Origin of the sequence: Marinimicrobium sp. LS-A18 (assembly GCF_000463525.1) — a bacterium.
Taxonomy (GTDB): Bacteria; Pseudomonadota; Gammaproteobacteria; order Pseudomonadales; family Cellvibrionaceae; genus Marinimicrobium; species Marinimicrobium koreense.
This window is the reverse complement of sequence record NZ_AWEP01000006.1, coordinates 1-23,853: the sequence shown is the minus strand read 5'-3', so window position 1 is coordinate 23,853 and position 23,853 is coordinate 1. Positions and strand designations below refer to the sequence as shown.

General features: G+C 59.0%; 22 protein-coding genes. 10 read left to right on the top strand and 12 right to left on the bottom strand.

All coding sequences use genetic code 11. The annotated features are described in order from the left end of the window. Positions 1-186: 186 nt before the first annotated feature. From N645_RS0111540 to glyQ, 4 genes are read right to left on the bottom strand one after another with little or no spacing between them, the layout of a single operon-like run. Positions 187-960 (bottom strand): 1-acyl-sn-glycerol-3-phosphate acyltransferase, encoded by a 774-nt coding sequence (locus tag N645_RS0111540; protein ID WP_024461670.1) that lies wholly within the window; start codon positions 958-960, stop codon positions 187-189. Between the two features lie 2 nt (positions 961-962). Next, on the bottom strand, positions 963-1,568 hold the full coding sequence (gmhB, locus tag N645_RS17030) for a D-glycero-beta-D-manno-heptose 1,7-bisphosphate 7-phosphatase (RefSeq protein WP_024461669.1): 606 nt from the start codon (positions 1,566-1,568) through the stop codon (positions 963-965). Between the two features lie 3 nt (positions 1,569-1,571). Beyond that, the gene (gene glyS, locus N645_RS0111530; RefSeq protein WP_024461668.1) at positions 1,572-3,647 is read right to left on the bottom strand and encodes a glycine--tRNA ligase subunit beta; all 2,076 of its coding nucleotides are present in this window, start codon (positions 3,645-3,647) and stop codon (positions 1,572-1,574) included. Further along, the gene (gene glyQ, locus N645_RS0111525; RefSeq protein ID WP_024461667.1) at positions 3,644-4,615 is read right to left on the bottom strand and encodes a glycine--tRNA ligase subunit alpha; all 972 of its coding nucleotides are present in this window, start codon (positions 4,613-4,615) and stop codon (positions 3,644-3,646) included. The genes glyS and glyQ overlap by 4 nt, the downstream gene beginning before the upstream one ends. A gap of 193 nt (positions 4,616-4,808) precedes the next feature. Between glyQ and N645_RS0111520 the strand changes: the two genes are divergently transcribed. The 5 genes from N645_RS0111520 (at position 4,809) to N645_RS0111500 (ending at position 10,113) form a co-directional block, all read left to right on the top strand. Next, positions 4,809-5,684: a lysophospholipid acyltransferase family protein gene (locus tag N645_RS0111520; RefSeq protein ID WP_024461666.1), complete on the top strand. Its 876-nt coding sequence runs from the start codon at positions 4,809-4,811 to the stop codon at positions 5,682-5,684. Between the two features lie 101 nt (positions 5,685-5,785). Then, positions 5,786-6,577, top strand: a complete 792-nt coding sequence (locus tag N645_RS0111515) for an ATP-dependent zinc protease (RefSeq protein ID WP_024461665.1) — start codon at positions 5,786-5,788, stop codon at positions 6,575-6,577. Next, a complete protein-coding gene (locus N645_RS0111510) occupies positions 6,574-8,148 on the top strand; it encodes an inactive transglutaminase family protein (protein ID WP_024461664.1) in 1,575 nt (524 codons plus the stop codon). The genes N645_RS0111515 and N645_RS0111510 overlap by 4 nt, the downstream gene beginning before the upstream one ends. Then, positions 8,145-9,137: an alpha-L-glutamate ligase-like protein gene (locus tag N645_RS0111505; protein ID WP_024461663.1), complete on the top strand. Its 993-nt coding sequence runs from the start codon at positions 8,145-8,147 to the stop codon at positions 9,135-9,137. Before N645_RS0111510 ends, N645_RS0111505 begins: the two co-directional genes overlap by 4 nt. 82 nt (positions 9,138-9,219) lie before the next feature. Beyond that, complete coding sequence (locus tag N645_RS0111500) at positions 9,220-10,113, top strand: chemotaxis protein (RefSeq protein WP_024461662.1); 894 nt, start codon at positions 9,220-9,222, stop codon at positions 10,111-10,113. On the opposite strand, the gene N645_RS0111495 is transcribed toward N645_RS0111500, so the two are convergent. Beyond that, entirely contained in the window at positions 10,114-10,497 is a 384-nt protein-coding gene (locus N645_RS0111495; protein WP_024461661.1) for a RidA family protein, read from the bottom strand. Positions 10,498-10,760: 263 nt separating this feature from the next. Here N645_RS0111495 and N645_RS0111490 point away from each other — a divergent pair, with 263 nt between their 5' ends. From N645_RS0111490 to galK, 3 genes are all read left to right on the top strand, one after another. Further along, a complete protein-coding gene (locus N645_RS0111490; RefSeq protein ID WP_024461660.1) occupies positions 10,761-11,945 on the top strand; it encodes an MFS transporter in 1,185 nt (394 codons plus the stop codon). A gap of 311 nt (positions 11,946-12,256) precedes the next feature. Then, entirely contained in the window at positions 12,257-13,303 is a 1,047-nt protein-coding gene (locus N645_RS0111485) for a UDP-glucose--hexose-1-phosphate uridylyltransferase (protein WP_024461659.1), read from the top strand. Continuing rightward, positions 13,300-14,445, top strand: coding sequence for a galactokinase (gene galK / locus N645_RS0111480; RefSeq protein WP_202960797.1), 1,146 nt, complete (start codon positions 13,300-13,302; stop codon positions 14,443-14,445). The genes N645_RS0111485 and galK overlap by 4 nt, the downstream gene beginning before the upstream one ends. Before the next feature lie 53 nt (positions 14,446-14,498). Here the strand turns inward: galK and spoT are convergent, their stop codons facing one another. The 3 genes from spoT to gmk form a co-directional block, all read right to left on the bottom strand. Further along, positions 14,499-16,607 carry a bifunctional GTP diphosphokinase/guanosine-3',5'-bis pyrophosphate 3'-pyrophosphohydrolase gene (spoT, locus tag N645_RS0111475; RefSeq protein ID WP_024461657.1) on the bottom strand — a complete coding sequence of 703 codons (2,109 nt, stop codon included), beginning with the start codon at positions 16,605-16,607 and terminating at the stop codon, positions 14,499-14,501. 57 nt (positions 16,608-16,664) lie between these two features. Further along, positions 16,665-16,940: a DNA-directed RNA polymerase subunit omega gene (gene rpoZ, locus N645_RS0111470; protein WP_024461656.1), complete on the bottom strand. Its 276-nt coding sequence runs from the start codon at positions 16,938-16,940 to the stop codon at positions 16,665-16,667. 122 nt (positions 16,941-17,062) lie between these two features. Beyond that, on the bottom strand, positions 17,063-17,680 hold the full coding sequence (gmk, locus tag N645_RS0111465; RefSeq protein WP_024461655.1) for a guanylate kinase: 618 nt from the start codon (positions 17,678-17,680) through the stop codon (positions 17,063-17,065). Positions 17,681-17,838: 158 nt separating this feature from the next. On the opposite strand from gmk, the gene N645_RS0111460 reads away from it, so the two are divergent. Next, a complete protein-coding gene (locus tag N645_RS0111460) occupies positions 17,839-18,054 on the top strand; it encodes a hypothetical protein (protein ID WP_024461654.1) in 216 nt (71 codons plus the stop codon). A gap of 12 nt (positions 18,055-18,066) precedes the next feature. Here N645_RS0111460 and N645_RS0111455 read toward each other — a convergent pair whose 3' ends face one another. The 4 genes from N645_RS0111455 to N645_RS0111440 all read right to left on the bottom strand — a co-directional run bounded on the left by N645_RS0111455 (position 18,067) and on the right by N645_RS0111440 (position 22,544). Continuing rightward, positions 18,067-19,251: an alginate export family protein gene (locus N645_RS0111455; RefSeq protein ID WP_024461653.1), complete on the bottom strand. Its 1,185-nt coding sequence runs from the start codon at positions 19,249-19,251 to the stop codon at positions 18,067-18,069. A 69-nt stretch (positions 19,252-19,320) separates the two neighbouring features. Then, a complete protein-coding gene (locus N645_RS0111450) occupies positions 19,321-20,172 on the bottom strand; it encodes an ABC transporter ATP-binding protein (protein WP_024461652.1) in 852 nt (283 codons plus the stop codon). Positions 20,173-20,186: 14 nt separating this feature from the next. Continuing rightward, positions 20,187-21,173 carry an ABC transporter permease gene (locus N645_RS0111445; RefSeq protein WP_024461651.1) on the bottom strand — a complete coding sequence of 329 codons (987 nt, stop codon included), beginning with the start codon at positions 21,171-21,173 and terminating at the stop codon, positions 20,187-20,189. Positions 21,174-21,233: 60 nt separating this feature from the next. Beyond that, positions 21,234-22,544 carry a CmpA/NrtA family ABC transporter substrate-binding protein gene (locus tag N645_RS0111440; RefSeq protein WP_152521692.1) on the bottom strand — a complete coding sequence of 437 codons (1,311 nt, stop codon included), beginning with the start codon at positions 22,542-22,544 and terminating at the stop codon, positions 21,234-21,236. Between the two features lie 1,070 nt (positions 22,545-23,614). On the opposite strand from N645_RS0111440, the gene N645_RS17025 reads away from it, so the two are divergent. Continuing rightward, a partial coding sequence (locus N645_RS17025; RefSeq protein ID WP_036161293.1) for a hypothetical protein occupies positions 23,615-23,853 on the top strand: 239 nt, incomplete at its 3' end.

Here is a 23,853-nt window from a genome sequence, read left to right as displayed (position 1 = left end):
GCTGACACCCGCGGAGTTCGCTCCGCGGGTTTTTTTGTGCGACAGGGTTTGAATTACGGCGGATGCGCTGCGCTCCGATGCGTCGGACCGATCCGCCCTACGCGATCTACAGTGCCACACGTAGGGCGGATCGGTCCGACGCATCGGAGCGAAGCGCATCCGCCGGTTACTATTGGTACGTGGGGTTTATTCGTCAGATTGGGACTCAAGCCAGGGTCTGCGGCCGTCTTTGCGACCGACGGGGAGGGTTTTGGCGGTGGACTCGATCCAGTCCCGGACTTCCTCGGTCAATTGCTTGCGATCTTTCCCCTCGCTGGAAATCGGCTCGCCGATCACCATTGTGATGGTGCCCGGGTATTTCAGGTAATCCTTATGGGGCCAGCATTCGGCACCATTGTGGGCCACCGGGATGACCGGGCAGCCAGCGGTGCAGGCGATATCGGCGCCGCTGCGGGCGTAGGGCACCACCTGACCGGGACGGGTGCGGGTACCCTCCGGGAAAATCAGGACGTTGTTGCCATCCTTGATCGCCTGAACGCCCTTCTTTTTCACATCACGCAGCGCCTGGGTTTTATTACTTCGGTCGATGGCGATGGGTTTCAGTGCGGCCAGGCCCCAGCCGAAAAACGGGATGCGCAGCAGTTCTTTTTTCAGAATGGTGGAAATGGGCTGGAAGAACAGTTGTAAGTACAGGGTTTCCCACACGCCCTGGTGCTTGGACATCACCACATAGGGTTGCAGATCGTTGCGGATATCGCCCCGCACCTCAATGCGGATATTGCAGCAGAACCAGAGCCAGAACATCACAAAGCGGTTCCACTGATTGATCAGCCGGTAGCGCCATTGGTAGGGAAGAAACGGCCAGATCAGTGTGCTCAACGCACCAAACAGGATCCCCGATCCGTAGTAGCCAATATCGAAGATCGTGGTGCGGACGTAGAGAAAGGCTTTGTACAACACGGTTAACGCTGTCCTTCGTGGTCTTGCGGATTGGAGGGGGCGTCGGCCTGTTCGGGCTCTGATAGCAGCGCTGTCACCGCGGCCTCCAGGTGGTCGAAAATGCGCACCTGTTCCAGCTCGGCGGCATCCAGGAACGAGGCCAGTTCGGCTTCGGTCTCACGCCCGCGCCCGGTGCGCACCAGGCAGGGCTGACAGCCCTTGGTCAGTGCGGCCTGCAGATCTCTGCTGGTGTCGCCCACAAACCAGGCCGACTGCACCGAGGTGTTGAACACCGCCTCGATGGCATCGAGCATGCCGGTTTTGGGTTTGCGGCACTTGCAGTCCTCGTCCGGGTGGTGGGGACAGTAAAAAATCGCTTCCAGCTTGCCGCCGTTTTCTTCCACCAGGGCGGTGAGCTTGGCGTGCATGGCCTCCAGGTCGTCCAGATCGAACAGGCCCCGAGCGAGGCCGGACTGGTTGGTGGCCACTACCGGTGTGAAACCGGCCCGACTGAGCCGGGCAATGGCTTCAATGCTGCCGGGAATGGGCTGCCATTCCTCGACGGACTTGATGTAATCGCCGGCGTCTTCGTTGATCACGCCGTCCCGGTCCAGAATGATCAGTTTCATGGCTCAGCCTTTCGCCGGAGCGAGCAGAGAAATGTCAGCGACCGCCAGGAACAGGTCACCCAGTTGCTGGAGCAGTGCCAGGCGGTTATTGCGCAGTTGCTCATCTTCAGCGTTGACCATCACCTGGTCGAAGAAGGCATCCACCGTCTCCTGCAGATCCGCCAGTTGCGTCAGCGCCTCGGTGTAAGCGCGCTTGGCAAACAGCGGCTCGACGAGGGTTGCCTTGGCCTGTACGGCTTCGGCCAGGGCTTTCTCGGCGGACTCCTGCAGCAGGGCCGGGTCGAGCTCACCGGCCGGGGCGCCGGACTTGGCCAGAATGTTGGCTACCCGCTTGTTGGCGGCGGCGAGCGCCTGGGCCTGGGGCAACTGGTAGAACTCGTGCACCGCCTTCACCCGCTGGTCGATATCCAGCGGATTACTCACTTTGCGCGCGCTTACCGCAAGGAACACTTCCACCGGAATGCCGGCGTCTTCGTACCAGGCGCGGAAGCGCTCGAGCATATAATCCAGTACCCGATCCACCAGACCATCGGTGTCGGTCAGCCCGGTGTGCTGGGCCACGGCCTGTTCGAGCAGGGTGCGCAGGTCCAGGTCGAGTTGCTTGTCCACCAGCAGGCGCAGCACGCCCAGGCTGGCCCGGCGCAGGGCAAAGGGATCTTTCGAGCCGGTGGGCTGCTGGCCGATGCCAAAAATACCGGTAATGGTATCCAGGCGATCCGCCAGGGCGATGATGGCCCCGGTAGTGGTTTCCGGCAGCGCGTCGCCGGCAAACTTGGGCAGGTACTGCTCCTGCATGGCCTGGGCGACGTCTTCGTTTTCGCCATCGTTGCGGGCGTAGTAGTAACCGGCAATGCCCTGCATATTGTCGAACTCCAGCACCATTTCGGTGACCAGATCCGACTTGCACAGGGTGCCGGCACGCTCGGCCAGCGCTTCATCAGCGCCCAGTTGCGCGGCAATCTGTTTGGCCAAGGCGGCGATGCGCTCGGTTTTTTCGAACACGCTGCCAAGCTGTTTCTGGAACACGATGGGCTTGAGCTGCTCACGGCGACTTTCCAGAGTGTGCTTGAGGTCGGTATCGAAGAAGAAGGCAGCATCGGACAGGCGCGGGCGGATCACCCGTTCATTGCCGTCGATGACCTGCTCCGGATCGTCGCTTTCGATATTGGCCACGGTGATGAAGTGGGGCATCAGCTTGCCCTGAGCGTCCACCAGGTGAAAGTACTTCTGGTGTTCTTTCATGGAGGCAATCAGCGCTTCGGCGGGCACGTTCAGGAAGCGCTTCTCGAAGTTGCCCAGCAGTGCCACCGGCCATTCCACCAGCGCGGTCACTTCATCCAGCAGATCGTCGTCGATCACCGCCGTACCGCCGACTTTTTTGGCTTCCGCGTCCACCTGCTCGCGAATCAGGTCCCGACGGGCGTCCATATCGGCCAGCACATAGCCGGTGGAGGCCAGTTTCTCGAGATAGTCGCTCGGGTTGAACAGGTCCAGCTCGTGGTTGTAATGGAAGCGGTGGCCGCGGGTGCAGCGGTTGGCGCGCAGGCCGAGCACTTCGGCGTCGACGATTTCGTCGCCGTAGAGCATCACCAGCCAGTGGGCCGGACGGACAAATTCGGTGCGGCTGGCGCCCCAGCGCATGCGTTTGGCGATGGGCAGCTTGGCCAGGGCGTCATTGACGATATCGCCCAACAGCTCCACCACCGACTGGCCGCCGGCCTTGGAGCGGGCCACCAGTTTGTCCGCCTTGCCGTCATTCTCCGTGGTCAGCTCGGTCACGCTCAGGCCGTTTTTACTGGCAAAGGCCTCGGCGGCCTTGGTGGGGTTGCCGTCCTGATCGAAGGCAATCTTGGCTGGCGGACCGTAGGTGACTACCTCATTGACCGGGGTCTGCTCGGCCAGGTCTCTCACCAATACCGCCAGGCGGCGCGGGCTGGCGTAGGCGTGAATGGCATCGTAGTCCAGATCCTGGGTGTCCAGGCCGCCGGCGATGCCCTCGCGCAGGGCGTTCATCAGGGTTTTCAGGGCTTTGGGGGGCAGCTCTTCGGTGCCCAGTTCAAACAGAAAATCGGCACTCATTGGTCGTCTCCCTCTGCCGCGAGAAGTTCATTGCGCAGGGCTTCGGGGGCCAGGGGGAAGCCCAGGGCCTTGCGGGCGTCGAAGTAGGCCTGAGCGACGGCCCGGGCCAGGCTGCGCACCCGCAGAATAAAGCGCTGCCGTTCAGTCACGGAAATGGCGTGACGGGCGTCCAGCAGGTTGAAGGCGTGGGAGGCCTTCATCACCATTTCATAGGCTGGCAGGGGCAGCCCCTCGCCGATCAGGCGCTCGCTCTCGCGCTCGTAGACATCAAAACTGTTGAACAGCGACTCGGTGTCGGCCTGCTCGAAGTTGTATTTGGACATTTCCACTTCGTTCTGGTGGAACACATCGCCGTAGGTGACCTTGTCGCCCGCCGGGTTCACGGTCCAGACCAGATCGTAAATGGAGTCCACACCTTGCAGGTACATGGCAATCCGCTCAAGGCCATAGGTGATCTCCCCGGTGACCGGGTAGCACTCGAGGCCACCCACCTGCTGGAAGTAGGTGAACTGGGTGACTTCCATGCCGTTCAGCCAGACTTCCCAGCCCAGGCCCCAGGCCCCGAGGGTGGGCGATTCCCAGTTATCTTCCACAAAGCGGATGTCGTGGATCGCGGGATCGATGCCCAGCTCCTTCAGCGAACCCAGGTACAGCTCCTGAATATTGGCCGGGGAGGGCTTCATTACCACCTGAAACTGGTAGTAGTGCTGCAGCCGATTGGGATTCTCGCCGTAGCGGCCATCGGTGGGCCGGCGGCAGGGCTGCACGTAGGCGGCGTTCCAGGTTTCCGGGCCGATCGAACGCAGGAAAGTGGCCGGGTGAAAGGTGCCCGCACCCACCTCCAGGTCCAGCGGTTGCAGGATCACGCAGCCCTGGCGTGCCCAGTAGGATTGCAGGGCGAGAATCAGCCCCTGAAAGGTACTGACATCGGGCGAGTGGGCGCCGGCGGGGGTTTGACTGTCTGACACGGGTAACCTGCCTCCGAGCATGAGGTCGAGAAATTGAAGTCGCGTTATATAACGCGCCAGTCGCCAGGACGCTGATGGTGCACCAGGGCCCTGAGCGAAAACAGCCGCGAATTATAGCGGTAGTTGGGGGGTGATTGGTACGGCTGGTTGCCGTAAACTGCGCGCACTTTGGCGATTTAACGGTGGTTTAGGCATGAAAGAACGGTTCGCCGTATGGATGTTGAAGCTCCTCGGGCGCCTGCCGTTGTCTGTGGGGCGAGTGTTCGGCGGCTTTGCCGGCTGGCTGATGTGGCTCAGCAGTGGCCGCTCGGCCCGTATTACCCGGCAGAACCTGGCACTGTGCCAGCCCCATATCAAAGATCGGGCCCGGGAGCGGCTGGTGCGCCAGAGCCTCACCGAGACCGGCAAAACCGTCGCGGAGGCGGCGGCGGTCTGGTTGCACTCCTGGGAGTGGCTGCAGCGGCATATTGTCGAGGTGGAAAACGACGAGGCGCTCAAGACGGCCCTGACCGAAGGGCAAGGTGTACTGGTTCTTGCGCCCCATTTAGGCAACTGGGAAGCGGTTGGTCCCTTTCTGGCCAGCTACGCCCGTTTGACGGCGCTCTACCAGCCGCCTCGTCAGCCGGCACTGGACGAGATGATTCTCAAAGGGCGCAGCAAAGACAATATCGATATGGCGCCGACCAATCGCCGAGGAGTCAGTCAACTGCTTAAAGCGCTGAAGCGGGGTGAGATTGTCGCGATTCTGCCCGACCAGGTGCCCGAGCGTGGCAATGGTGCGGAAGTGGCGCCCTTCTTCGGGCAACCGGCGCTTACCATGACACTGGTGCACGGTCTGATTCAACGCACTGGCTGCAAGGTCGTGAGTGTGTTCGCCCAGCGGGTTCCAAAAGGTTTCAAAATGGTGGTTCTGCCCGCAGACGAACGGATATACGCGGAGGATGCGAATGCGTCAGTCGCTGGCCTGAACCGCAGCGTGGAAGACTGTGTGCTCAGAGCGCCGACCCAGTACCAATGGGAATACAAGCGGTTTCGCCGGCTACCGGATGACTACGCGCCCCGCTATTGAACAATTTACAGGCCTTAACCTTTGTAAAGCGTTCGCGAGGCGTCGCTGGGCGCCGCGCTAAGGTACACTATGTAAACTCGATCAATAACCGGAAGGGAAACATGAACAACCGTCCCCTGAAATGGGTGGCCTTGCTGCCTTTATTGGCCCTTCTGTCGGCCTGCAGCACCCATCACGTTCTCGTCAAAAAAGCGGATATGGAAGCCGCCAATCAATGCCTGCTGGCGCAACAGCAACGCGATCTGACTTTTGAGCAACAACAGCGGCAGATTGCCGAAACGCTGGACCTCTTGCGCCAGAGTATGGAGCAGCAACGCCAGGACAGCGCTGGGCGCCGCGAGCGTGACGACGATGGCGGGAAGAACACCAACGAGAGTGCGTCCAGTACTGTTTGTCCCCAGGGTTTGGCTCTATCGGCCCCTACTGACGCCACAGATAAAAAAATAGTCGGCGCCAAAGAGCGGGTTCTGTTTACAGACCTGGGCATTGTTCTGCAGTCCCGGGTGGACACCGGTGCGACCACCTCGTCCCTGGACGCGCGGGACATCGAAATTTTTGAACGCAATGGCGACGAGTGGGTGCGGTTTGCCATTCATGACCCGGACCTGGACCAAATGGTGGAGCTGGAGCGCCCCCGGTCACGCAAAGTCCGCATTATTCAGGCCAGCAGTGAGGAAGTGGATAAGCGGCCGGTGGTGGAAATGCGCATCACCATGGGCTCCTTGACCCAGATGGCGGAATTCACCTTGTCCGACCGCAGTCATATGGAGTTTCCGCTGCTCGTTGGCCGAAATATTTTGCGCGACGTCATGTTGGTGGACGTCGCCCGGGACAATATCACTGAGCCTAAACCCCCCAAGGCTTCGGAAACAGACCAGAGCTCTGAACAATGACCCAGTCCCGCGTCCCGTTTTACCTGATAGTGGCAAGTCTGGTGGTGGCCGGACTGGCGACCGCCTGGGCACGGCACGTGGAAATGGAGCTGCCTTTCTGGCCCGGTGAGCAGCGGCCGGTGTGGCTGGTCGAAGCCCGGGTGGACCTGCAGGCCACCGGCGACGAGGTGTTGGTGAGCCTGGACTTGCCGGACAGCCCACCGGGGTTTCGCCTGCATACCGAGCACGCCACTTCCCCCGGATACGGATTCTCCATTATTGAAGAGGGGGGGGATCGGCGGGGCGAGTGGTCCAAACGTGATGCCAGCGGTCCGCAAACCCTTTATTACAAGGCTCAGTTGATTGCCAGTCCATCGGGCGGAGAGCTGGAACCTGAGCCGGTGCCTGAGTCGACCTCCGGCGAGAAGAACATTCCTCAGCCCCGACCGATGTACTGGGAGGAGCCTCAGGATACGGCCGCCAACCAATTGGTGTCCCGGGCGCTGGAGACATCCAGTACCCCCGAGAGCCTGACCCGTGAGCTGATCAAGCGACTGAATAACCCGACCGGCGATCAGAATGCATCCCTGCTGATCGAAGAGGTGGGCAGCCGCTCCCTGCTGCTGGAACGACTGCTGAACCAGGCCGATATTCCCGCCCGCCAAGTGATGGGCCTCTTTCTGGAAGATGCCCGTCGTCGCCAGACACTGACCCCGATGGTGGAAGCCTACAATGGCGAGGAGTGGGTGCTGTTCAACCCACAGACCGGTGAACAGGGCGTGCCGGAGAACCTGGTGCTCTGGCATCGCGGCGGCGCCTCCCTGCTCGATGTTACCGGGGGACGTAACTCCGGAGTCAGCTTCTCCATGATCCGCCAGACGGTGCCCGCCGAAGAGTTAGCGGCGGCGCAATTCAGTGACAGTGTCTTTGCCCTGTTGGGGGTTCAGCAGCTGCCGATTGAAGAGCAGAGTATGTTCAAAATGCTCTTTCTGTTGCCGCTGGGCGCTCTGGTCGTGGTGTTCATGCGCATTATCGTGGGCCTGAAAACCTCCGGTACCTTTATGCCGGTACTGATCTCCCTGGCGTTTCTGCAAACCTCACTGCTGCCCGGCCTGATCAGTTTTGTCGCGGTGGTGTCGCTCGGGCTGATGCTGCGCAGCTACCTGTCACATCTGAACTTGCTACTGGTGGCCCGGATCGCGACGCTGGTGGTGCTGGTGATATTCCTGATTTCGGTGTTGAGCCTGCTCGGCTATCAGTTGGGTTTCAGTACCGGTATGACCATCACCTTTTTCCCGATGATCATCATCGCCTGGACCATTGAGCGCATGTCGATTCTCTGGGAGGAGGAAGGGGCCCACGAAGTGGTGATCCAGGGCGGAGGCAGTCTTTTGGTGGCAGTGATGGCGTATCTGTTGATGCAACTGCCTCTGGCCAACCACCTGAGCTTCAACTTTCCGGAGCTGAACCTGGTAATCCTGGCGTTGATCATGCTGATGGGCCAATACACCGGCTACAAACTGTCTGAATTGCGCCGCTTCAGGGCCATGGCGCTGGAGCAGGAAGCCGCCGCGGAGTCGGACAAGTCATGAAGTGGATCAGCCCTTGGCGCCTGAAAAAGCTGGGTATTCTCGGCATGAATGCCCGCAACCGGGAGTTCATTGGCCGCTACAATACCCGCTCGCGCTATCCGCTGGTGGATGACAAACTGAAAACCAAACTGCTCACCGAGGAGTTTGGTCTGGCAACGCCGGCCCTGCGCTTTGTGGTGTCGGAACAGCACGCGATCAGCCATATCGAAAAGCAGCTGTATGAGCTCGACGGCTTCGCGGTGAAACCGGCCAAGGGATCCGGTGGCAAGGGTATCCTGGTGATCACGGGCCGCCATGGCGACAAGTTTGTCAAAGCCTCCGGGGCGGAGATCGACATCGAGGAAATCCGTCGGCACATGTCCAACACCCTCGCCGGCCTGTACTCCCTGGGGGGCAAGCCCGATGTGGTGATCGTCGAGGACCTGATTGAGTTCGACGACATTTTTGAAGGCTATTCCTACGAGGGCGTGCCGGATATCCGTGTAGTGGTCTTCAAAGGCTACCCGGTGATGGCCATGCTGCGCCTGGCCACCCACGCTTCCGATGGTAAAGCCAATCTGCACCAGGGGGCCGTGGGCGTGGGGCTGGATATTGCCACGGGACGCTGCCTGAAAGCAGTCCAGTTTGGCCTGGGCGTATCGGTGCACCCGGATACCAAAAAACCCCTCAATGAAATCAAAGTACCCGACTGGCGCTCCATGCTGGTGCTCGCCTCGCGCTGCTATGAAATGACCGGTCTCGGTTACATCGGTACTGACATCGTGCTCGACAAAAGCCGTGGGCCCCAGCTCCTGGAGCTCAATGCTCGTCCGGGGCTGGCGATTCAGGTGGCTAATGGCCTGGGGCTGCTGCCCCGACTGCGCCACATTGAGTCCCTGAAGGCCGGCTTGCACAAGACGCCGGAGGCCCGGGTGGATTATGTGATGAAGGCCTTTGCCGAATCGATCCCCGAAGACCCGGCGGCCGGGCCAGCCCAAAAAATTGCCTGATTCCCTTCGGTTTACGCGCAAACCGCCGATACGCTAGTGTACCACCCTGACATCAGATGTACTTCGGACTCCGAGACCGCCCATGAACGGTAAGGCGCAACACGCCCAGAAACTGCTGCTTTTCAAACTCACACCCACCCAGAGCTTTGCGATGGGTACGCTCAAGGTGCGTGAGATCATTCCCTATACCCGCTTCAACCGCATTCTGCAGGAACACCCGGCGATTCTCGGCGCGACCACCGTGCGGGGCAAAACCATTCCGGTCATCGATATGGCGGCGGCGGTGGGCTACAGACCCCTGTCCGACGAGGAAATGCGCCGGGGGTCAATCATCATCACCGACTGCCAGCGCAAAGACATTGGCTTTCTGGTGCGCGGCATCGACCGGATTGTGGATGCCAACTGGAAAGAGGTGAAGGCGCCCCCGCAGATGCTGGGCAAGCGGGCCTTTGTCACCGGCCTGTATATGCACGAGGATCAGGCGGTTCAGTTGATCGACCTGGAACTGCTTTTTGCCCAGGTTTACCCCGATCCGCCGGGCCGCCGTCGGGCGGTGCTGACCGATGTCCAGCGGGAGCAGCTCAAACCTCTGAATATCCTGCTGGTGGACGACTCCCATGTGGCCCGCAAGCAACTCCAGGATGCGCTGGACGGACTGAATATTCCCTACCAGGTACTGACCAATGGCGAAAAAGCCCTGCAGCGCATGCGCCAGGCGGCCAAAGACAACAACGCGATTGATATTCTGGTGAGTGACATCGAAATGCCGGGGCTGGATGGTTACGAGCTGGCCTTCAGTGTGCGCGACGACAAGGCGCTGAGTCACGCCTATATTATTCTGCACACCTCACTGAACAGTGAAATGAGTGTGAGCTATGCCCATCAGGTTGGCGCCAATGAGGCGCTCACCAAGTTCGACGCCGAGGAGCTGGTCCATGCCATGCTCCGCGGCGCCAAAAAACTGACCGAGGGCTGATTAAAGCACCATGACGCCTTCGGCTTCGAACAGCGCGCCCTTGGGTAACTGGTTGATACCCACCGCAGCACGGGCGGGGAACGGCTGGCGGAAATGCCGGGCCATAACTTCATTGACCACGGTAAAGTTGGCCAGGTCGGTCAGGTAGAGGTTCAGCTTGACGATATGGTTGAGGCTGCCATTGGCGGCTTCGCATACCGCCGCCAGGTTTTTAAAGACCTGCTCGGCCTGGGCTTCAAAGCCTCCGTCCACCAACTCCATGGTTTCCGGGTTCAGCGGAATCTGGCCGGACAGGTACACGGTGTTGTCGACTTTGACGGCTTGCGAGTAAGTGCCGATGGCCTCCGGGGCCTTATCGGTGTGGATCACGGCGCGGTTGGTCATAACAGAATCCTTCGGTAATGCTCTGCGTGGGAAAACCACCCAGTATAGTGATTGGCGGGCGTCAGGGCCAGATATTGCGCGGCGCTCTCATGGGGACGCCCTGCGCGAGGTACCCGAAATGGGTTACAATGCGCGCCTTTGTGGTGCAGCCCACCATAAGCCTCTTTCCCCACAAACGACAATCACAACAACGCTCCGAATGACGGTATGCAGCACAGCAGGCGGCATACCGGCGGTGGCGTCGTTCACATTACGGACCGCACATGACCACTTCCACCAGCCCGACCCTGACCAAAGCCCAGATGTGGCTGATCGAAATCGCCCTGGCCGTGGGCGGTTTTGGTATCGGTACCGGGGAGTTCGCCACCATGGGCCTGATGCCGGGTATCGCCGAGGGGCTGGGGGTGAGCGAGCCCCAGGTCGGTCATGTCATCAGCAGCTATGCACTGGGTGTGGTAGTGGGGGCACCGCTGCTGGCGGTGTTTGGCGCCCGCCTGTTCCGGCGGCACCTGCTGATCGGGCTGATGGGCTTTTACACCCTGGCCAATATCGCCAGTGCCCTGGCGCCGAGCTACGAGTCCCTGCTGGCGTTCCGGTTTATTGCCGGCCTGCCCCACGGCACCTATTTCGGGGTGGCTGCCCTGGTGGTGGCCAGTCTGGCGCCGCCCAGAGACCGGGGCAAAGCGGTCAGCCGGGTCATGATCGGCCTGACCCTGGCGGTGTTGATCGGCAACCCGCTGGCGACCTGGTTGGGTCAGTCCATCAGCTGGCGCTATGCCTTCGTTCTGGTGGCGGCGGTGTCATTTCTCACGGTGATCCTGATCGTCATTTATCTGCCCCTGGATCGAAACCAGCCCCGTAACCGACCGGTGGCCGAACTCAAGGCCTTTCACCGCCCCCAGGTATGGCTGGCCCTGATGATCGGTGCCACCGGCTTTGCCGGCGTCTTCTGCGTGTTCAGCTATCTGGCCCCTACCCTGCTGTACGTCACCGAGGTGGAGAAAGGCTGGATTCCCATTGCCATGGCGACCTTCGGCGCGGGCGGCTTTCTAGGCAATATTCTTGGCGGCTGGCTGTTCGACAAGTTCCAGTTCAAGGCGGTGGGCGGTGCTCTGCTCTGGAGCCTGGCGGTCTACCTGGTGTTCCCGTCGGCCACCGGTGAGCTTTGGAGCATTCTGATGATGACCTTCCTGGTGGGCACGGTGGCCGCGGTATCACCGCCCCTTCAGACCCATCTGATGGATGTGGCGGTAGGCGCCCAGACCCTGGCCGCCGCCTCCCACCACGCGGCTTTCAACACGGCGAATGCCATTGGCCCCATGCTCGGCGGCCTGGCCATTTCGGCGGGCTTTGGCTGGAGTTCGACGGGTTATGTCGGTGCCACTACGGCCGTGGCGGGGCTGGTGTTCTTTGCCTTGGCCTGGCGGATGGAGCGGCGTCAGGCTTAAAAAGGCCGCGGGCGGAGTGGTCAGGCCTGACAAATGATGAAAAGGCCATCAAAAACTAATATAAATAATATTATTGGTGGCTGGGTGTGTTTTTTTGATCATTAGAGCAATATTATTTCGTTATATATATAAAAATAGGTATAAAAGGCACTCATTTATCGCCCCGGCGATAGATCCTGACATTCAAAACTGAGTCAGAACCCGATAACCTTTGTGGTAATTCATCCGGCGCCTGTTACTCTCATTGCTTATCCCCAGGCGCCGTATCGGCCGTCCATGCGCTTTGGTTCAGGAGTAATGAGTGACCCACTATGAATGACAGCTTTGATCCGGCTGAACATGCCCACCGACGCCTGAACCCCATGACCGGTGACTGGGTGCTGGTATCTCCACATCGCTCCAAACGCCCCTGGCAGGGGCAGTCCGAGGAGCCCAATACCCAGCGCCGACCGGCGTACGATGCCACCTGTTACCTCTGCCCTGGTAATCGCCGAGTCAATGGTGAGCTGAATCCCGACTATGCCGCAACCTATGTGTTTGACAACGACTTTGCAGCGCTCACACCGGACACACCGGTCACGCAGGACCAGGATCCACTGTTTACTCTGGCGTCCGAACAGGGTTGCAGTCGGGTCATCTGCTTTTCGCCCGATCACAGTAAGACCTTGCCCGAGCTGGGTATCGATGAATTGGAGCGTGTTGTGGCCTGTTGGTCTGAGCAGACCCGGGAACTGGGTGAGCAGTACCGCTGGGTGCAGGTGTTTGAGAACAAGGGGGCGATGATGGGGTGCTCCAATCCTCACCCTCATGGGCAAGTATGGGCGCAGCAACAGCTGCCCACATTGGCGGCGCGAAAACAGGAACGGTTCGCCCGGTATTTCCAGGAGCAGGGCCGCGCCATGTTGGACGATTATGTCGAGCGCGAAACGGCACAACAAATCCGGGTAGTGTTTCAGAACCAGGACTGGTTGGTAGTGGTTCCCTATTGGGCGGCCTGGCCCTATGAAACCCTGCTGCTACCGCGCTTTCCCATAGCGCGCTTATCGGAGCTCAGCACGGACCGCTTCCGGTTACTGGCGGAGGCCATCCAGCACTTGACCACGCTGTACGATAACCTGTTTCAAACGTCTTTTCCCTACTCCATGGGTTGGCACGGCGCCCCGTTTGACGGAGAGAGTCACCCCGAGTGGCGGTTGCACGCTCACTTCTTCCCGCCCTTGTTGCGCTCGGCGAGTGTGAAAAAGTTTATGGTGGGATATGAAATGTTGGCGGAAGCGCAGCGCGATCTCACACCCGAACAGGCGGCAGAACGTTTGCGGGCTTTGCCCCGTGTTCACTACAAACAGCAGGCGGAATGATGGACGAGACGGCGACACTGACACAGTCTTTCGAGCGCACCTTTGGTCGCCGGCCGGAAACGGTGGCCTATGCCCCGGGGCGCGTCAATCTGCTGGGTGAGCATACCGACTACAACGGCGGTTTTGTCTTTCCTGCAGCCATCAATTTTGGCACCTGGGTGGCCGCCGCCAAACGCCCGGATCGGACGGTGTCGGTGTTGGCGTTGGATTATTCTGGGGACGTCAATCACTTCTCTCTCGATGATATCACGCAGGATCCGGTTCAACCCTGGAGCAATTATGTGCGAGGTGTGCTCAAGGCGCTAATGGTCCGGCACCCCGTGGGCGGATTGGAGCTGACCATCACCGGTAATGTGCCACAAGGCGCGGGGCTGAGCTCTTCCGCTTCCCTGGAGATTGCCTTGCTCAAAGCGATCGCCAGCCTTTATGAGTTGCCGCTCTCTGGCGTCGATGCGGCGTTGCTCGGCCAGTGGGCCGAGAATGAATTTGTCGGCTGTTCCTGCGGCGTAATGGATCAGATGGCTTCCGCGCTGGGAAAGCAGGGGGGCGCTCTGCTTCTGGATTGTCAGTCGCTCCAGTTTGAGCATCGTGCCATTGATCCCGATTTCCAGATTGTCATCGTCGACTCAAACGTCAAGCGCGGATTGGTGGGAAGCGAGTACAACCTTCGTCGTCAGCAATGTGAGCAGGCTGTCAGTGTGTTGGAGGTCAATTCCCTGAGAGAAGTCGATATGGAGCGCCTGCTACAGGCACAATCAGCGATGTCGGATGTGGTGTTCCGTCGGGCACGCCATGTGGTGTCAGAAAATACGCGAACCCTGGCAATGGCCCGGGCATTGGCGGAATCCGATTACCGAGCCGTGAGCCGGCTGATGGCGCAATCGCATGACTCTATGCGAGACGATTTTGAAATAACCGTGCCGCCAATCGACGCGCTGGTTTCGATCATTCAGCAGGTGCTGGGTGCGCAGGGGGGCGCTCGAATGACCGGCGGCGGGTTTGGCGGATGCGCGGTTGCGCTGGTGCCGACGAACCTGATTGACGATGTGCGACGCGCCGTGGCCGAGGAGTATCAGAAGCGCACGGGCTTGCGGGCGCAAACCTATGTCTGTACCCCGGAGAACGGCGCATTTTTGGAGTGAACCGACCGGCTTGATACCCAAACGGGCGGCGGCGATCCTTTGGTGTCAATGAATCAGTTCTTCGCCCGATTGATCCGCAGCACAAAACTAAGATTGCGCACCCGGCGCATGATATTGGCCAGGTGAATGCGGTTGTGCACGCCGATGCACAGGTTGATGACGCTGTTGTGGGCGTCCCGTTCGTTCACCTTGATGTGCTCAATGGAGCCGCCCTGCTCGGTCACCCGGGTGGCCAGGGTGGCGATGATGCCCCGCTCGGACTCCACTTCTACTCGCACGTCCACCAGGAACTCGCCGGTGACCGTGGGCGCCCAATTGACGTAGCTGATCTTTTCCGGCTTGTGGCGCAGCTCGGTGATGTTGCGGCAGGTGTCCTGGTGGACCACCAGGCCCTTGCCCGAGCTGATGTGACCGATGATCGGGTCGCCCGGAATCGGGCGGCAACAGCGGGCGAAGGTGATCATCATGCCTTCGGCGGAGTCGATGGTCAGCGGTGAGTAGATGCTGCCGCTGGGGGGATTGACGTCGGCGTCCGGCTGCAGCAGTTTGGCTACCGCCTGCGCGACCCGGTTGCCCAGGCCAATATCCTCGAGCAGGTCCTCCATGGACTTCATCTGGGTGGCGGTGAGCAACTGCTTTTCCTGCTCTTCGCTCAGTTGATCCAGCTTGAGGCCGACATCCGCCAACGAGCGGCTCAGCAGCCGCTTGCCCAGAGCGACCGACTGGTGATGGCGCTGGTGCTTGAGGAAGTGGCGGATGGCACTGCGGGCCTTGCCGGATACGGCGAAATTGAGCCAATTGGGGTTGGGCTGGGCGCCCTGCGAGGTAATGATGTTGACCTTCTGACCGCTCTGCAGGGGCTGAGACAGGGGCGCGAGCCGGCCGTTGATCCGGCAGGCCACGCAGTTGTGGCCGATGTCGGTGTGGACCGCGTAGGCGAAGTCAATCGGCGTGGCCCCGTGGGGCAATTCGACAATGCGTCCTTTCGGGGTGAACACGTAGACTTCGTCGGGAAACAGGTCGATTTTGACGTTCTCGATGAACTCCAGCGAGTCGCCGGCCCGGCGCTGCATTTCCAGCAGGCCCTGAACCCATTGGCGGGCCCGGCTGTGGCTGATGCTCTCATCGCCGCTGTTCTTGTACAGGAAGTGGGCGGCGATGCCGTTGTTGGCCATCTCGTCCATTTCCTTGGTGCGGATCTGAACTTCGATCGGGACGCCATGCATGCCCAGCAGCACGGTGTGCAGGGACTGGTAACCGTTGGCCTTGGGAATGGCGATGTAGTCCTTGAACTCCCCGGCTACCGGTTTGTACAGGTTGTGAATGACCCCCAGTACCCGGTAGCAGGTGTCCACGCTGTCCACGATGATGCGGAAGGCGTAGACGTCCATGATTTCCTTGAAGTACTTCTTTTTCTGCCGCATTTTTTCGTAAATGCTGTACAGATGCTTCTCCCGGCCGATTACTATGGCGATCAGCCCTTCCCGCTCGAGACGCTTCTCAATAGCGGTCTGGATTTGCTCGACTAGTTCCTTGCGGTTGCCCCGGGCGGTTTTCAGGGCCGCCTGCAATCGGCTGGCGCGCAGCGGGTGCATGGCGTAGAAGCCCCGGTCCTCGAATTCCAGGCGGATATCGTTCATGCCCAGGCGGTGGGCGATAGGGGCGTAGATTTCCAGGGTTTCCTTGGCGATGCGGCGCTTCTTGTGGGGCGGCATGGCGCCCAGGGTGCGCATGTTGTGCAGTCGGTCGGCCAGTTTGACCAGAATGACCCGCAGGTCGTTGGCCATGGCCAGGGCCATCTTCTGGAAGTTTTCGGCCTGCTTTTCGGCGTGGGATTCAAACTCGATCTGGGTCAGCTTGCTCACCCCGTCAACCAGTTCAGCCACAGTATCGCCGAACTGCTTGGCGATGGCTTTTTTGCTGATGCCGGTGTCTTCGATGACGTCGTGCAGCATGGCGGCCATCAGGCTCTGATGGTCCATGTGCATGCTGGCGAGGATGTCGGCGACGGCCAGGGGGTGGGTAATGTAGGCTTCGCCGCTGCGGCGCCGTTGTCCGTCGTGGGCTTGTTCCGCGTAAAAGTAGGCCCGCTTCACCAAATTGATTTGGCTGTACTCGAGGTAGGATGAAAGCCTGTGACTCAAGGCTTCGATCGTCTGCAAGGCCTTACTCCAAACGAGGCCGGGGCGGACCCGGCCGGGTATTAAATGGCGAGGCGCTTACTCGTTGCCGGGCTGGGCCTCAGTCTCCTGAATGTGTTCGGCGCTGGGCGCTTCCTGGCGGATGGGCTCGTCCGCTTCCAGCAGGATGCTGGCATCGACAAAGCCTTCCTCGATTTCGCGCAGCGCGATGACGGTGGGCTTGTCGTTCTCTTCCGGAACGTGCGGGTCTTTTCCGCCCACGGCGAGCTGGCGGGCGCGCTTGGCGCTGACCATCACCAGTTCGAAACGGTTGTCGACGTGATCCAAGCAATCTTCAACGGTAATGCGTGCCATAGTGTCTCGTACTCACAGTATTGATATGGCGTCGGTATCCTGGACCTTCAAGTGGTCCGGGCGCCGGCGCCGGGAAATTCGGGAATCGGACCGGATATTGTACACAATTTGCGCGCCGTGCGTCAGCCCAATAACTCGTCCAGCATGGCTTTGTGAACCTGTTCCTGCCGGTCGCGTCTAAGGTGCTGGCTGGTGATCAGGGCCTGGAACTGGGCCAGTGCGGTCGTGAAGTCATCGTTGATGATCAGATAGTCCGCGTCCCGGTAGTGGGAGATTTCGTTGATCGCTTCGTTCATACGGGCCTCAATGACCTCCGGCTGATCCTGACCGCGCCCGGTCAGACGCTGGCGCAGGGCCGCCAGCGACGGGGGCAGAATGAACAGGCTGACGGTGTCCTGAAGTTGCTCGCGAACCTGTCGGGCGCCCTGCCAGTCGATTTCCAGGATGACGTCCAGCCCCTGGTTGAGGGTATCTTCCACCCAGTGACGGGAGGTGCCGTAGAGGTTGCTGAACACCTGAGCGTGCTCCAGAAAAGCACTCTCGGCGAGCATGGCCTCAAAGCGGGCGTGGTCCACAAAGTGGTAGTTTACGCCATCCTGCTCACCGGGGCGCATGGTGCGGGTGGTGTGAGACACCGAGACACAGACTTCCGGGCTGGATTTCACCAGGGCGTTGACCAGGCTGGTTTTGCCCGCACCGGAGGGGGCGGAAACGGTGTAGAGAATGCCTTTGCTGCTCATGAAGCTGCTCTTCTCGGGTCGGTCTGGGTTGAGTGGGTAACGCCGGCAATGCAGGGCGACTTTGGCGCTAAAAAACGGCATTATGACACAGCTTTAACCGGGGTTCATCGACCGGACACCGGTGAGAAACGACCAATGAGGTGAATGTGACACAAGGTATGACGAAAGAGGCCGCCGCCGAGCGGTTGAATGCCAGCGAGGCCTTTGTGCAGCGGATGATCGACAAAGGCCGCCTGGTGCCCGACGAGGCGGGGCTGCTTGACCCGCAGCGGGTCGACGACCTGGCCCAGCTCCTGGAGCGGCTGCGCGAAAACGGTGTGGGCACCGTGATCGGGCTGATTGATGAGGAACTGGGCCCGGAAGATAACGCCTGACGAATCGACCGATCAGAAAGTGGCCGCCGCCATCAGCCACAGTTTGCGGGTATCCGTGGCGAACTCATCGGCGCTGTAGTCCGCGTACTTCAGGGTCAAGCCCACCGGCCCCACCTTGGTGCCAGCTACCAACCCGAGCTCGGAGCCATAATCGGCATCCCCCTCATTGGCGCTCAGGTCGTGATACACCAGCGTCAGGTTCACGGGCCCGACCGGTCGCCCCACACTGAAGTACATATCCTCTACCCCGGTGGCGGGCGTTGCCAGAAACTTGTCCGTCCAGCCCTGGAAGGCGTGCAGCGTGGCCAGGGGTGTGGCGAACGGCGCGGCGCCGTCATCCGAGCCCAGCACCTCGTAGCCCAGTTTGAGATTGAACCCCTCCACCTTGGCCAGCCCTTCGGCCATCAGGTAGCTTGCGGAATATTCGGTCGGGTTGTCGCCCGCCTCACTTTGGGTGGCGTATTCCAGGTTGTAGCTGAAGGTCTCGTTGACGGTGCCCTGCCAGCGCAGCCCCAGGGTATCACTGGCCAGCCCCGGCGCTGTCTCATTGTCGAGCAGATAGGCGTAGGCCACCAGGGTACCGGCATTAAGCCCGGTGTATATGCCGTTGAGCAGATGGCTCTGATGCTTGTGATCGCCACCGGCCACACTCTCACCAAAAATGCGGTTCACGTTGTGCACGTAGGCGTAGAACAGCTCGAATTGATCCACCGCTTTGCTGCTGACCGAGAAACCATCGTAGGTCTGCTCGTTCTGGCGCCAGCCGACGCCACCGACGAAGCGTTGATTGTCCAGCAGAATGCGTTGGCGGCCATACTTCACCTGGGTGGCGCCGGCCTGATAGGCCAGGTAGGACTGGTTGATCTCGGTGCCTCCCGGGTCGGCGATGACGGCGGTGCCCGGGTTGATGCCGGTGCCGTCGTTGTAGTCGACATCGGTGATCGCGGTGGTGTCGTCCATCTCCAGCAGCAGGCTGAAGCCTTCATAGCGTCCGGAGGCATAGGTCAGGCGGGTTTTTTGAGTGAAGGCGCTGGCGCCTTCCACGCCGTCCTGGTCCACATCTTCGAAACGGGTGCGCAGATGCAGTTGGGTCTCGCCGCTTTGCAGGGCTTCGACAATACCGTTTTGAGCAACAGCGGCCGGGGCGCTCAGGCATAGGGCGAGCGAGGCGCTCAGGGGATAAGTCATTCTGTGCATTGCAGGTTTCTCCAGTTCTGTAATCGGGTAATGGATTTTTGGTAAAAGATGGTTTTGTCTATAGAGGAGCTAGCCGGTAATTTTCAATTTTTGCGCCCAACTTTTTTTGGCCTTTCGTTTGGCGTCAATGGATTCAATCTTCTTCTGCTTCTCGTAGAGAAAACGCAGTACGGCACTGCGGCACTCGTTGTACTCGGGGCTGTCCACCAGATCGAGTCGGTTCCGCGGGCGTTCCAGGGATACGGGCAGAACCTCTCCGATGGTAGCTGATGGGCCGTTGGTCATCATCACGATCCGGTCGGACAGTAAAACCGCCTCATCCACATCGTGGGTGATCATGATGACCGTGTTGCCCAGGGTGGCCTGAATGTCCATCAGCGAATCTTGAAGGTGTGCGCGGGTCAGTGCATCGAGCGCGCCGAAGGGTTCATCCATCAGTAACACCTGCGGCTCTATGGCCAGCGCCCTGGCAATGCCGACCCGTTGCTTCATGCCGCCGGAAATTTCACCGGGGCGCTTGTGCATGGCGTGGGTCATCTGTACCAGTGCCAGGTTGTGTTCGATCCAGTCACGTATTTCCGCCCTGGACTTCTGGCCCTTGAAGACCTGTTTGACCGCGAGTGCGACATTGTCGTAAACCGTCAGCCAGGGGAGCAGCGAGTGATTCTGAAACACCACTGCACGCTCGGGTCCCGGAGAGTTCACTTCCCTGCCATTGAGCACCACGCCGCCACTGGTCGCTTGATACAGACCGGCGACTATATTGAGCACTGTGGATTTACCGCAGCCGGAATGGCCGATCAGCGAAACAAACTCGCCCTGACCGATTTTCAAGTTTACATCCCTGAGTGCGTTGAACGGACCCTTGGGGGTGGGGAAATCGATCCCGACCTGGGTTAATTCGAGGTGAACTTGACTCATATCAAACTCCTTGGTTAGCGAGAGATCGCTGTTTTATCCCAGTTGACGCGGCTCTGAATCAGCAGCAGACAGCGGTCCAGCAAAAAGCCGATGAACCCGATCATCAGCACCGCCACGCAAATGCGTCCGAGGGAGTTGGAGGACCCGTTCTGGAATTCGTCCCAGACAAATTTTCCCAGCCCCGGGTTCTGGGCGAGCATTTCCGCAGCTATCAATACCATCCAGGCAATGCCCAGTGACAGCCGAAGTCCGGTGAACATCATGGGAATGGCCGAGGGCAGTACAATGGTTTTTACATGAGTGAACCAGTTGAGGCTCAGCACCCGACTGACGTTGAGCAGGTCGCTGTTAATGCTGGCGGTGCCCACGGCCGTGTTGATCAGGGTTGGCCAGATGCTGCACAGCGCCACGGTAATCACCGAGGTGATAAAGGACTTTTCAAACATCGGGTCATCGCTGACGTAAACCGCACTCACCACCATGGTGACCAGCGGTGGCCACGCCAAAGGGGATACCGGTTTGAATATCTGGATGATCGGATTGATTGCCCTGTAGGTGGTAGTACTCAGGCCGATGACTATCCCCAATGGAATAGCCACCGCAGTAGCCAGAAGAAAACCGGTCATCACGGTAAACAGGCTGGTAACTATCTGATCGAAAAATGTCGGGCGACGGTTATAGTCCCGAAAGGTGAGCTGTGCATCCGGATTCTTGTCCAATTGCCGCTCGTGACGCTTCTCCTGTCGTTCGTAAAACGCTTGCGCCCGAAGATTCTCCGACTGGTGTTCATCGATCAGGTTCTGCCACTGCTCAAAGACGGCAGCGGGCCCGGGAAAGGTGCCCAGCGAGGTGTTTACCTGCTGGGCGCCGATGTGCCAGGCGCCAATGAAAAGAGCCAGTCCAATCACGGGCAAGGTGATGGCGCTGACGATGTTCGTCAGTCGATCGCCGCTGATGGGCCAGCGAAACCATCTGGGTTTCTGAAAGGTTGTGGAAGTCATGATGACGTCCTCCGGGTCAGGTGGGGCGCTATGCGACGCCCAACAGATATAAATGCCAAACTACAGGGTGTCGTTCTGCTTCAGACCGATTTTCAAAGACTCGATGTAGTTGGTCGGCTTTGTCCCGTCGTACGTAACGCCATCGAGAAAGTCATCCTGAGGGGGCTTGAAACCGGACTCGTTATCGAAGTCGGGGAATTCGTCGGCGTTCGCATAATCCTCCGCAATAAGCGCCTGGGCTGCCTGCTCATAAATGTCCGGGCGATATACCTGTCGGGCCACGTCGAAGTACCACTCATCCGGTTTGGATTCGCTGATCTGCCCCCAGCGGCGCATCTGCGTGAGGTACCAGATGGCGTCCGAGTAATAAGGATAGGTCGCGTTGTGGCGGAAAAATACATTGAAATCCGGAACCTCTCGGGTATCGCCTTTTTCATACTCGAACGTGCCGGTCATGGAATTGGCAATCACTTCATAGTCGGCCCCGACGTAGTAGGGCTGAGAGAGAATTTTCGAGGCTTCCTCCCGGTTGGCGTTATCGTCTGCATCCAACCATTTGGCCGCCCGAATCAACGCCTTGGTCAGGCGGATGGTGGTGTTGGGGTAGTTTTCGGAGAACTCCCGGGTGATCCCAAATACTTTTTCGGGATTGTTTTTCCAGATCTCGTAATCCGTGATGACGGGTACACCGATGCCTTTGAAAACCGCCTGTTGATTCCAGGGTTCACCGACGCAGTAGCCGTGGATAGTGCCTGCTTCAAGCGTCGAAGGCATCTGGGGTGGCGGCGTTACACTCAAAAAGGCATCGGCCTGTTTCTGGCCTGACGTGTCGCCTTTGTGGGGAGCGTAGAAGCCCGGGTGTATACCGCCGGCGGCGAGCCAGTAGCGGAGCTCGTAGTTGTGTGTAGACACGGGAAACACCATTCCCATTTTGAAGTTTTCACCTTTTTTGGCCATGGATTCAATGACCGGCTTCAGGACATCGGCATGGATCGGATGTTGTATGTTCCCATCCGGGTCGGTTGGTAGGTGGGGCTTTATTGCCTCCCAAACCTGGTTGGAAACGGTAATGCCATTGCCGTTCAGGTCCATGGAAAAGGGGGTGATGATATCGGCTTTGGTGCCGTAGCCAATAGTGGCCGCCAGTGGTTGACCGGCCAGCATGTGAGCGCCGTCCAGCTGCCCGTCGATCACCCCGTCCAATAACACTTTCCAGTTCGCCTGAGCTTCCAGCTCGACGAAAAGGCCTTCATCCTCGAAGTAGCCTTTTTCCAGTGCAATGGCCAAAGGGGCCATGTCGGTCAGCTTGATGAAGCCAAACCGCAGGTCTGCTTTCTCGGGTGGCCCAACGGCCAATGTGGAGTGGCTCATTAAAGCAATCAATGCAAATCCCAACCGTTTTGAGATCTGACAAAAGCAGGATGATAGAGGGCGTCGCAATGAGCGACGCAAAGAGCGAAGCGCGTCAAGAAAGGTGTTCATTGTTGACTCCTGAAAAGTGAAAAACACGGATGACTGAACTGATCGCTCCGGATCGCTGAATGGGCGACAGGAACAGTCAGTAGGCTTGGCTCACGATCGCAAACTAAAGGGACAAATGAATGTCGGGTGCACGAGCTGGTGTATTCAAAAGCTGTGCCAAGGAAACGAAGTTTGAATAGATTTAGGAAATTTCCCGGAAATGAGGCGAGGATTGTTCTATTTGCACATCGGTGGATCGAAAAACAAGGGGATGCTTCATTGTGGATCAGGATAATTCTCGGGTGGTTGCCTCAAGCGCGGGCATGGCGACACAAAGAGTGCGCCAAGTTGGTACGGCGGGTGGGTTTTCGGGTGCGCGAGGATGGGGCAAGCACGGCAATGCAGTTGGCTCTGTTAGGCTGATGAGGAGGAAATGCTTAAATAAAAATAATATAGTAATACAATAAAGTCTGCGTACACTCTTTCCTTTCGCGGAGGTAACTGTTTGCGTTTTGGGCACGCCCTGACTTATGAGGAATAACTCATCAATCGCTCATAACTGATTGTTTCGTCTAAGCAATTGGTTGTTGACAAGGTATGGGCGGGAGTGTAATAGTCTAGAAGACTAATATTTATGGTCACTATTACCCTAATGTGGGTAGTCGGCACATAGAGGATTATCTAAGCGTCAGTGGGCCCGCTAAGTTATAAAAAGTAGCGCGCTTATGCCAGCTGGCAATTAGGTGCCTGTGTCGTGTGAGCGGACGCCGAATTGGGTTTGCGGTGATCGGTTTTCGGAGAGTGAGAGCGTCTGGATGCCGAAGCAGGAAATGACAAAAAACAGTAAGGGACTCTGCCCCTGGCTCAGCGGTGGTGATCAACCCAAAAACCGTACAACAGCTATTTACAGATTGCTGGCAAACGATTTGCGGCACCTTGTGTGCCGACAATAATAACCTGGTCTCAGTAAGGAGAGTTCCATGAATCCCAATCGTAAGAGTTTTCAAAAGCGCCTGATCGCTTCAGTCGTGGCCTCATCGGCCCTGGCTGGCTTCAGCGGCGGTGCATTCGCGCAGCAGGGTGAGCCCATGCTGGAAGAAGTGGTCGTAACCGGTATCCGTGGCTCCCTGGAGCGGGCAATGGATATCAAGCGCGATTCTTCGGGCGTGGTTGATGCCATTTCCGCCGAAGATATCGGTAAGTTCCCCGATACCAACCT

Excerpts from the sequence above, each read along its gene's own strand:
- gmhB (WP_024461669.1), bottom strand. The coding sequence starts at position 1,568 with ATGAAACTGATCATTCTGGACCGGGACGGCGTGATCAACGAAGACGCC.
- glyS (WP_024461668.1), bottom strand. The coding sequence starts at position 3,647 with ATGAGTGCCGATTTTCTGTTTGAACTGGGCACCGAAGAGCTGCCCCCC.
- N645_RS0111520 (WP_024461666.1), top strand. The coding sequence starts at position 4,809 with ATGAAAGAACGGTTCGCCGTATGGATGTTGAAGCTCCTCGGGCGCCTG.
- N645_RS0111515 (WP_024461665.1), top strand. The coding sequence starts at position 5,786 with ATGAACAACCGTCCCCTGAAATGGGTGGCCTTGCTGCCTTTATTGGCC.
- N645_RS0111510 (WP_024461664.1), top strand. The coding sequence starts at position 6,574 with ATGACCCAGTCCCGCGTCCCGTTTTACCTGATAGTGGCAAGTCTGGTG.
- N645_RS0111505 (WP_024461663.1), top strand. The coding sequence starts at position 8,145 with ATGAAGTGGATCAGCCCTTGGCGCCTGAAAAAGCTGGGTATTCTCGGC.
- N645_RS0111500 (WP_024461662.1), top strand. The coding sequence starts at position 9,220 with ATGAACGGTAAGGCGCAACACGCCCAGAAACTGCTGCTTTTCAAACTC.
- N645_RS0111495 (WP_024461661.1), bottom strand. The coding sequence starts at position 10,497 with ATGACCAACCGCGCCGTGATCCACACCGATAAGGCCCCGGAGGCCATC.
- N645_RS0111490 (WP_024461660.1), top strand. The coding sequence starts at position 10,761 with ATGACCACTTCCACCAGCCCGACCCTGACCAAAGCCCAGATGTGGCTG.
- N645_RS0111485 (WP_024461659.1), top strand. The coding sequence starts at position 12,257 with ATGAATGACAGCTTTGATCCGGCTGAACATGCCCACCGACGCCTGAAC.
- galK (WP_202960797.1), top strand. The coding sequence starts at position 13,300 with ATGATGGACGAGACGGCGACACTGACACAGTCTTTCGAGCGCACCTTT.
- rpoZ (WP_024461656.1), bottom strand. The coding sequence starts at position 16,940 with ATGGCACGCATTACCGTTGAAGATTGCTTGGATCACGTCGACAACCGT.
- gmk (WP_024461655.1), bottom strand. The coding sequence starts at position 17,680 with ATGAGCAGCAAAGGCATTCTCTACACCGTTTCCGCCCCCTCCGGTGCG.
- N645_RS0111460 (WP_024461654.1), top strand. The coding sequence starts at position 17,839 with ATGACGAAAGAGGCCGCCGCCGAGCGGTTGAATGCCAGCGAGGCCTTT.
- N645_RS0111455 (WP_024461653.1), bottom strand. The coding sequence starts at position 19,251 with ATGCACAGAATGACTTATCCCCTGAGCGCCTCGCTCGCCCTATGCCTG.
- N645_RS0111450 (WP_024461652.1), bottom strand. The coding sequence starts at position 20,172 with ATGAGTCAAGTTCACCTCGAATTAACCCAGGTCGGGATCGATTTCCCC.
- N645_RS0111445 (WP_024461651.1), bottom strand. The coding sequence starts at position 21,173 with ATGACTTCCACAACCTTTCAGAAACCCAGATGGTTTCGCTGGCCCATC.
- N645_RS0111440 (WP_152521692.1), bottom strand. The coding sequence starts at position 22,544 with ATGAGCCACTCCACATTGGCCGTTGGGCCACCCGAGAAAGCAGACCTG.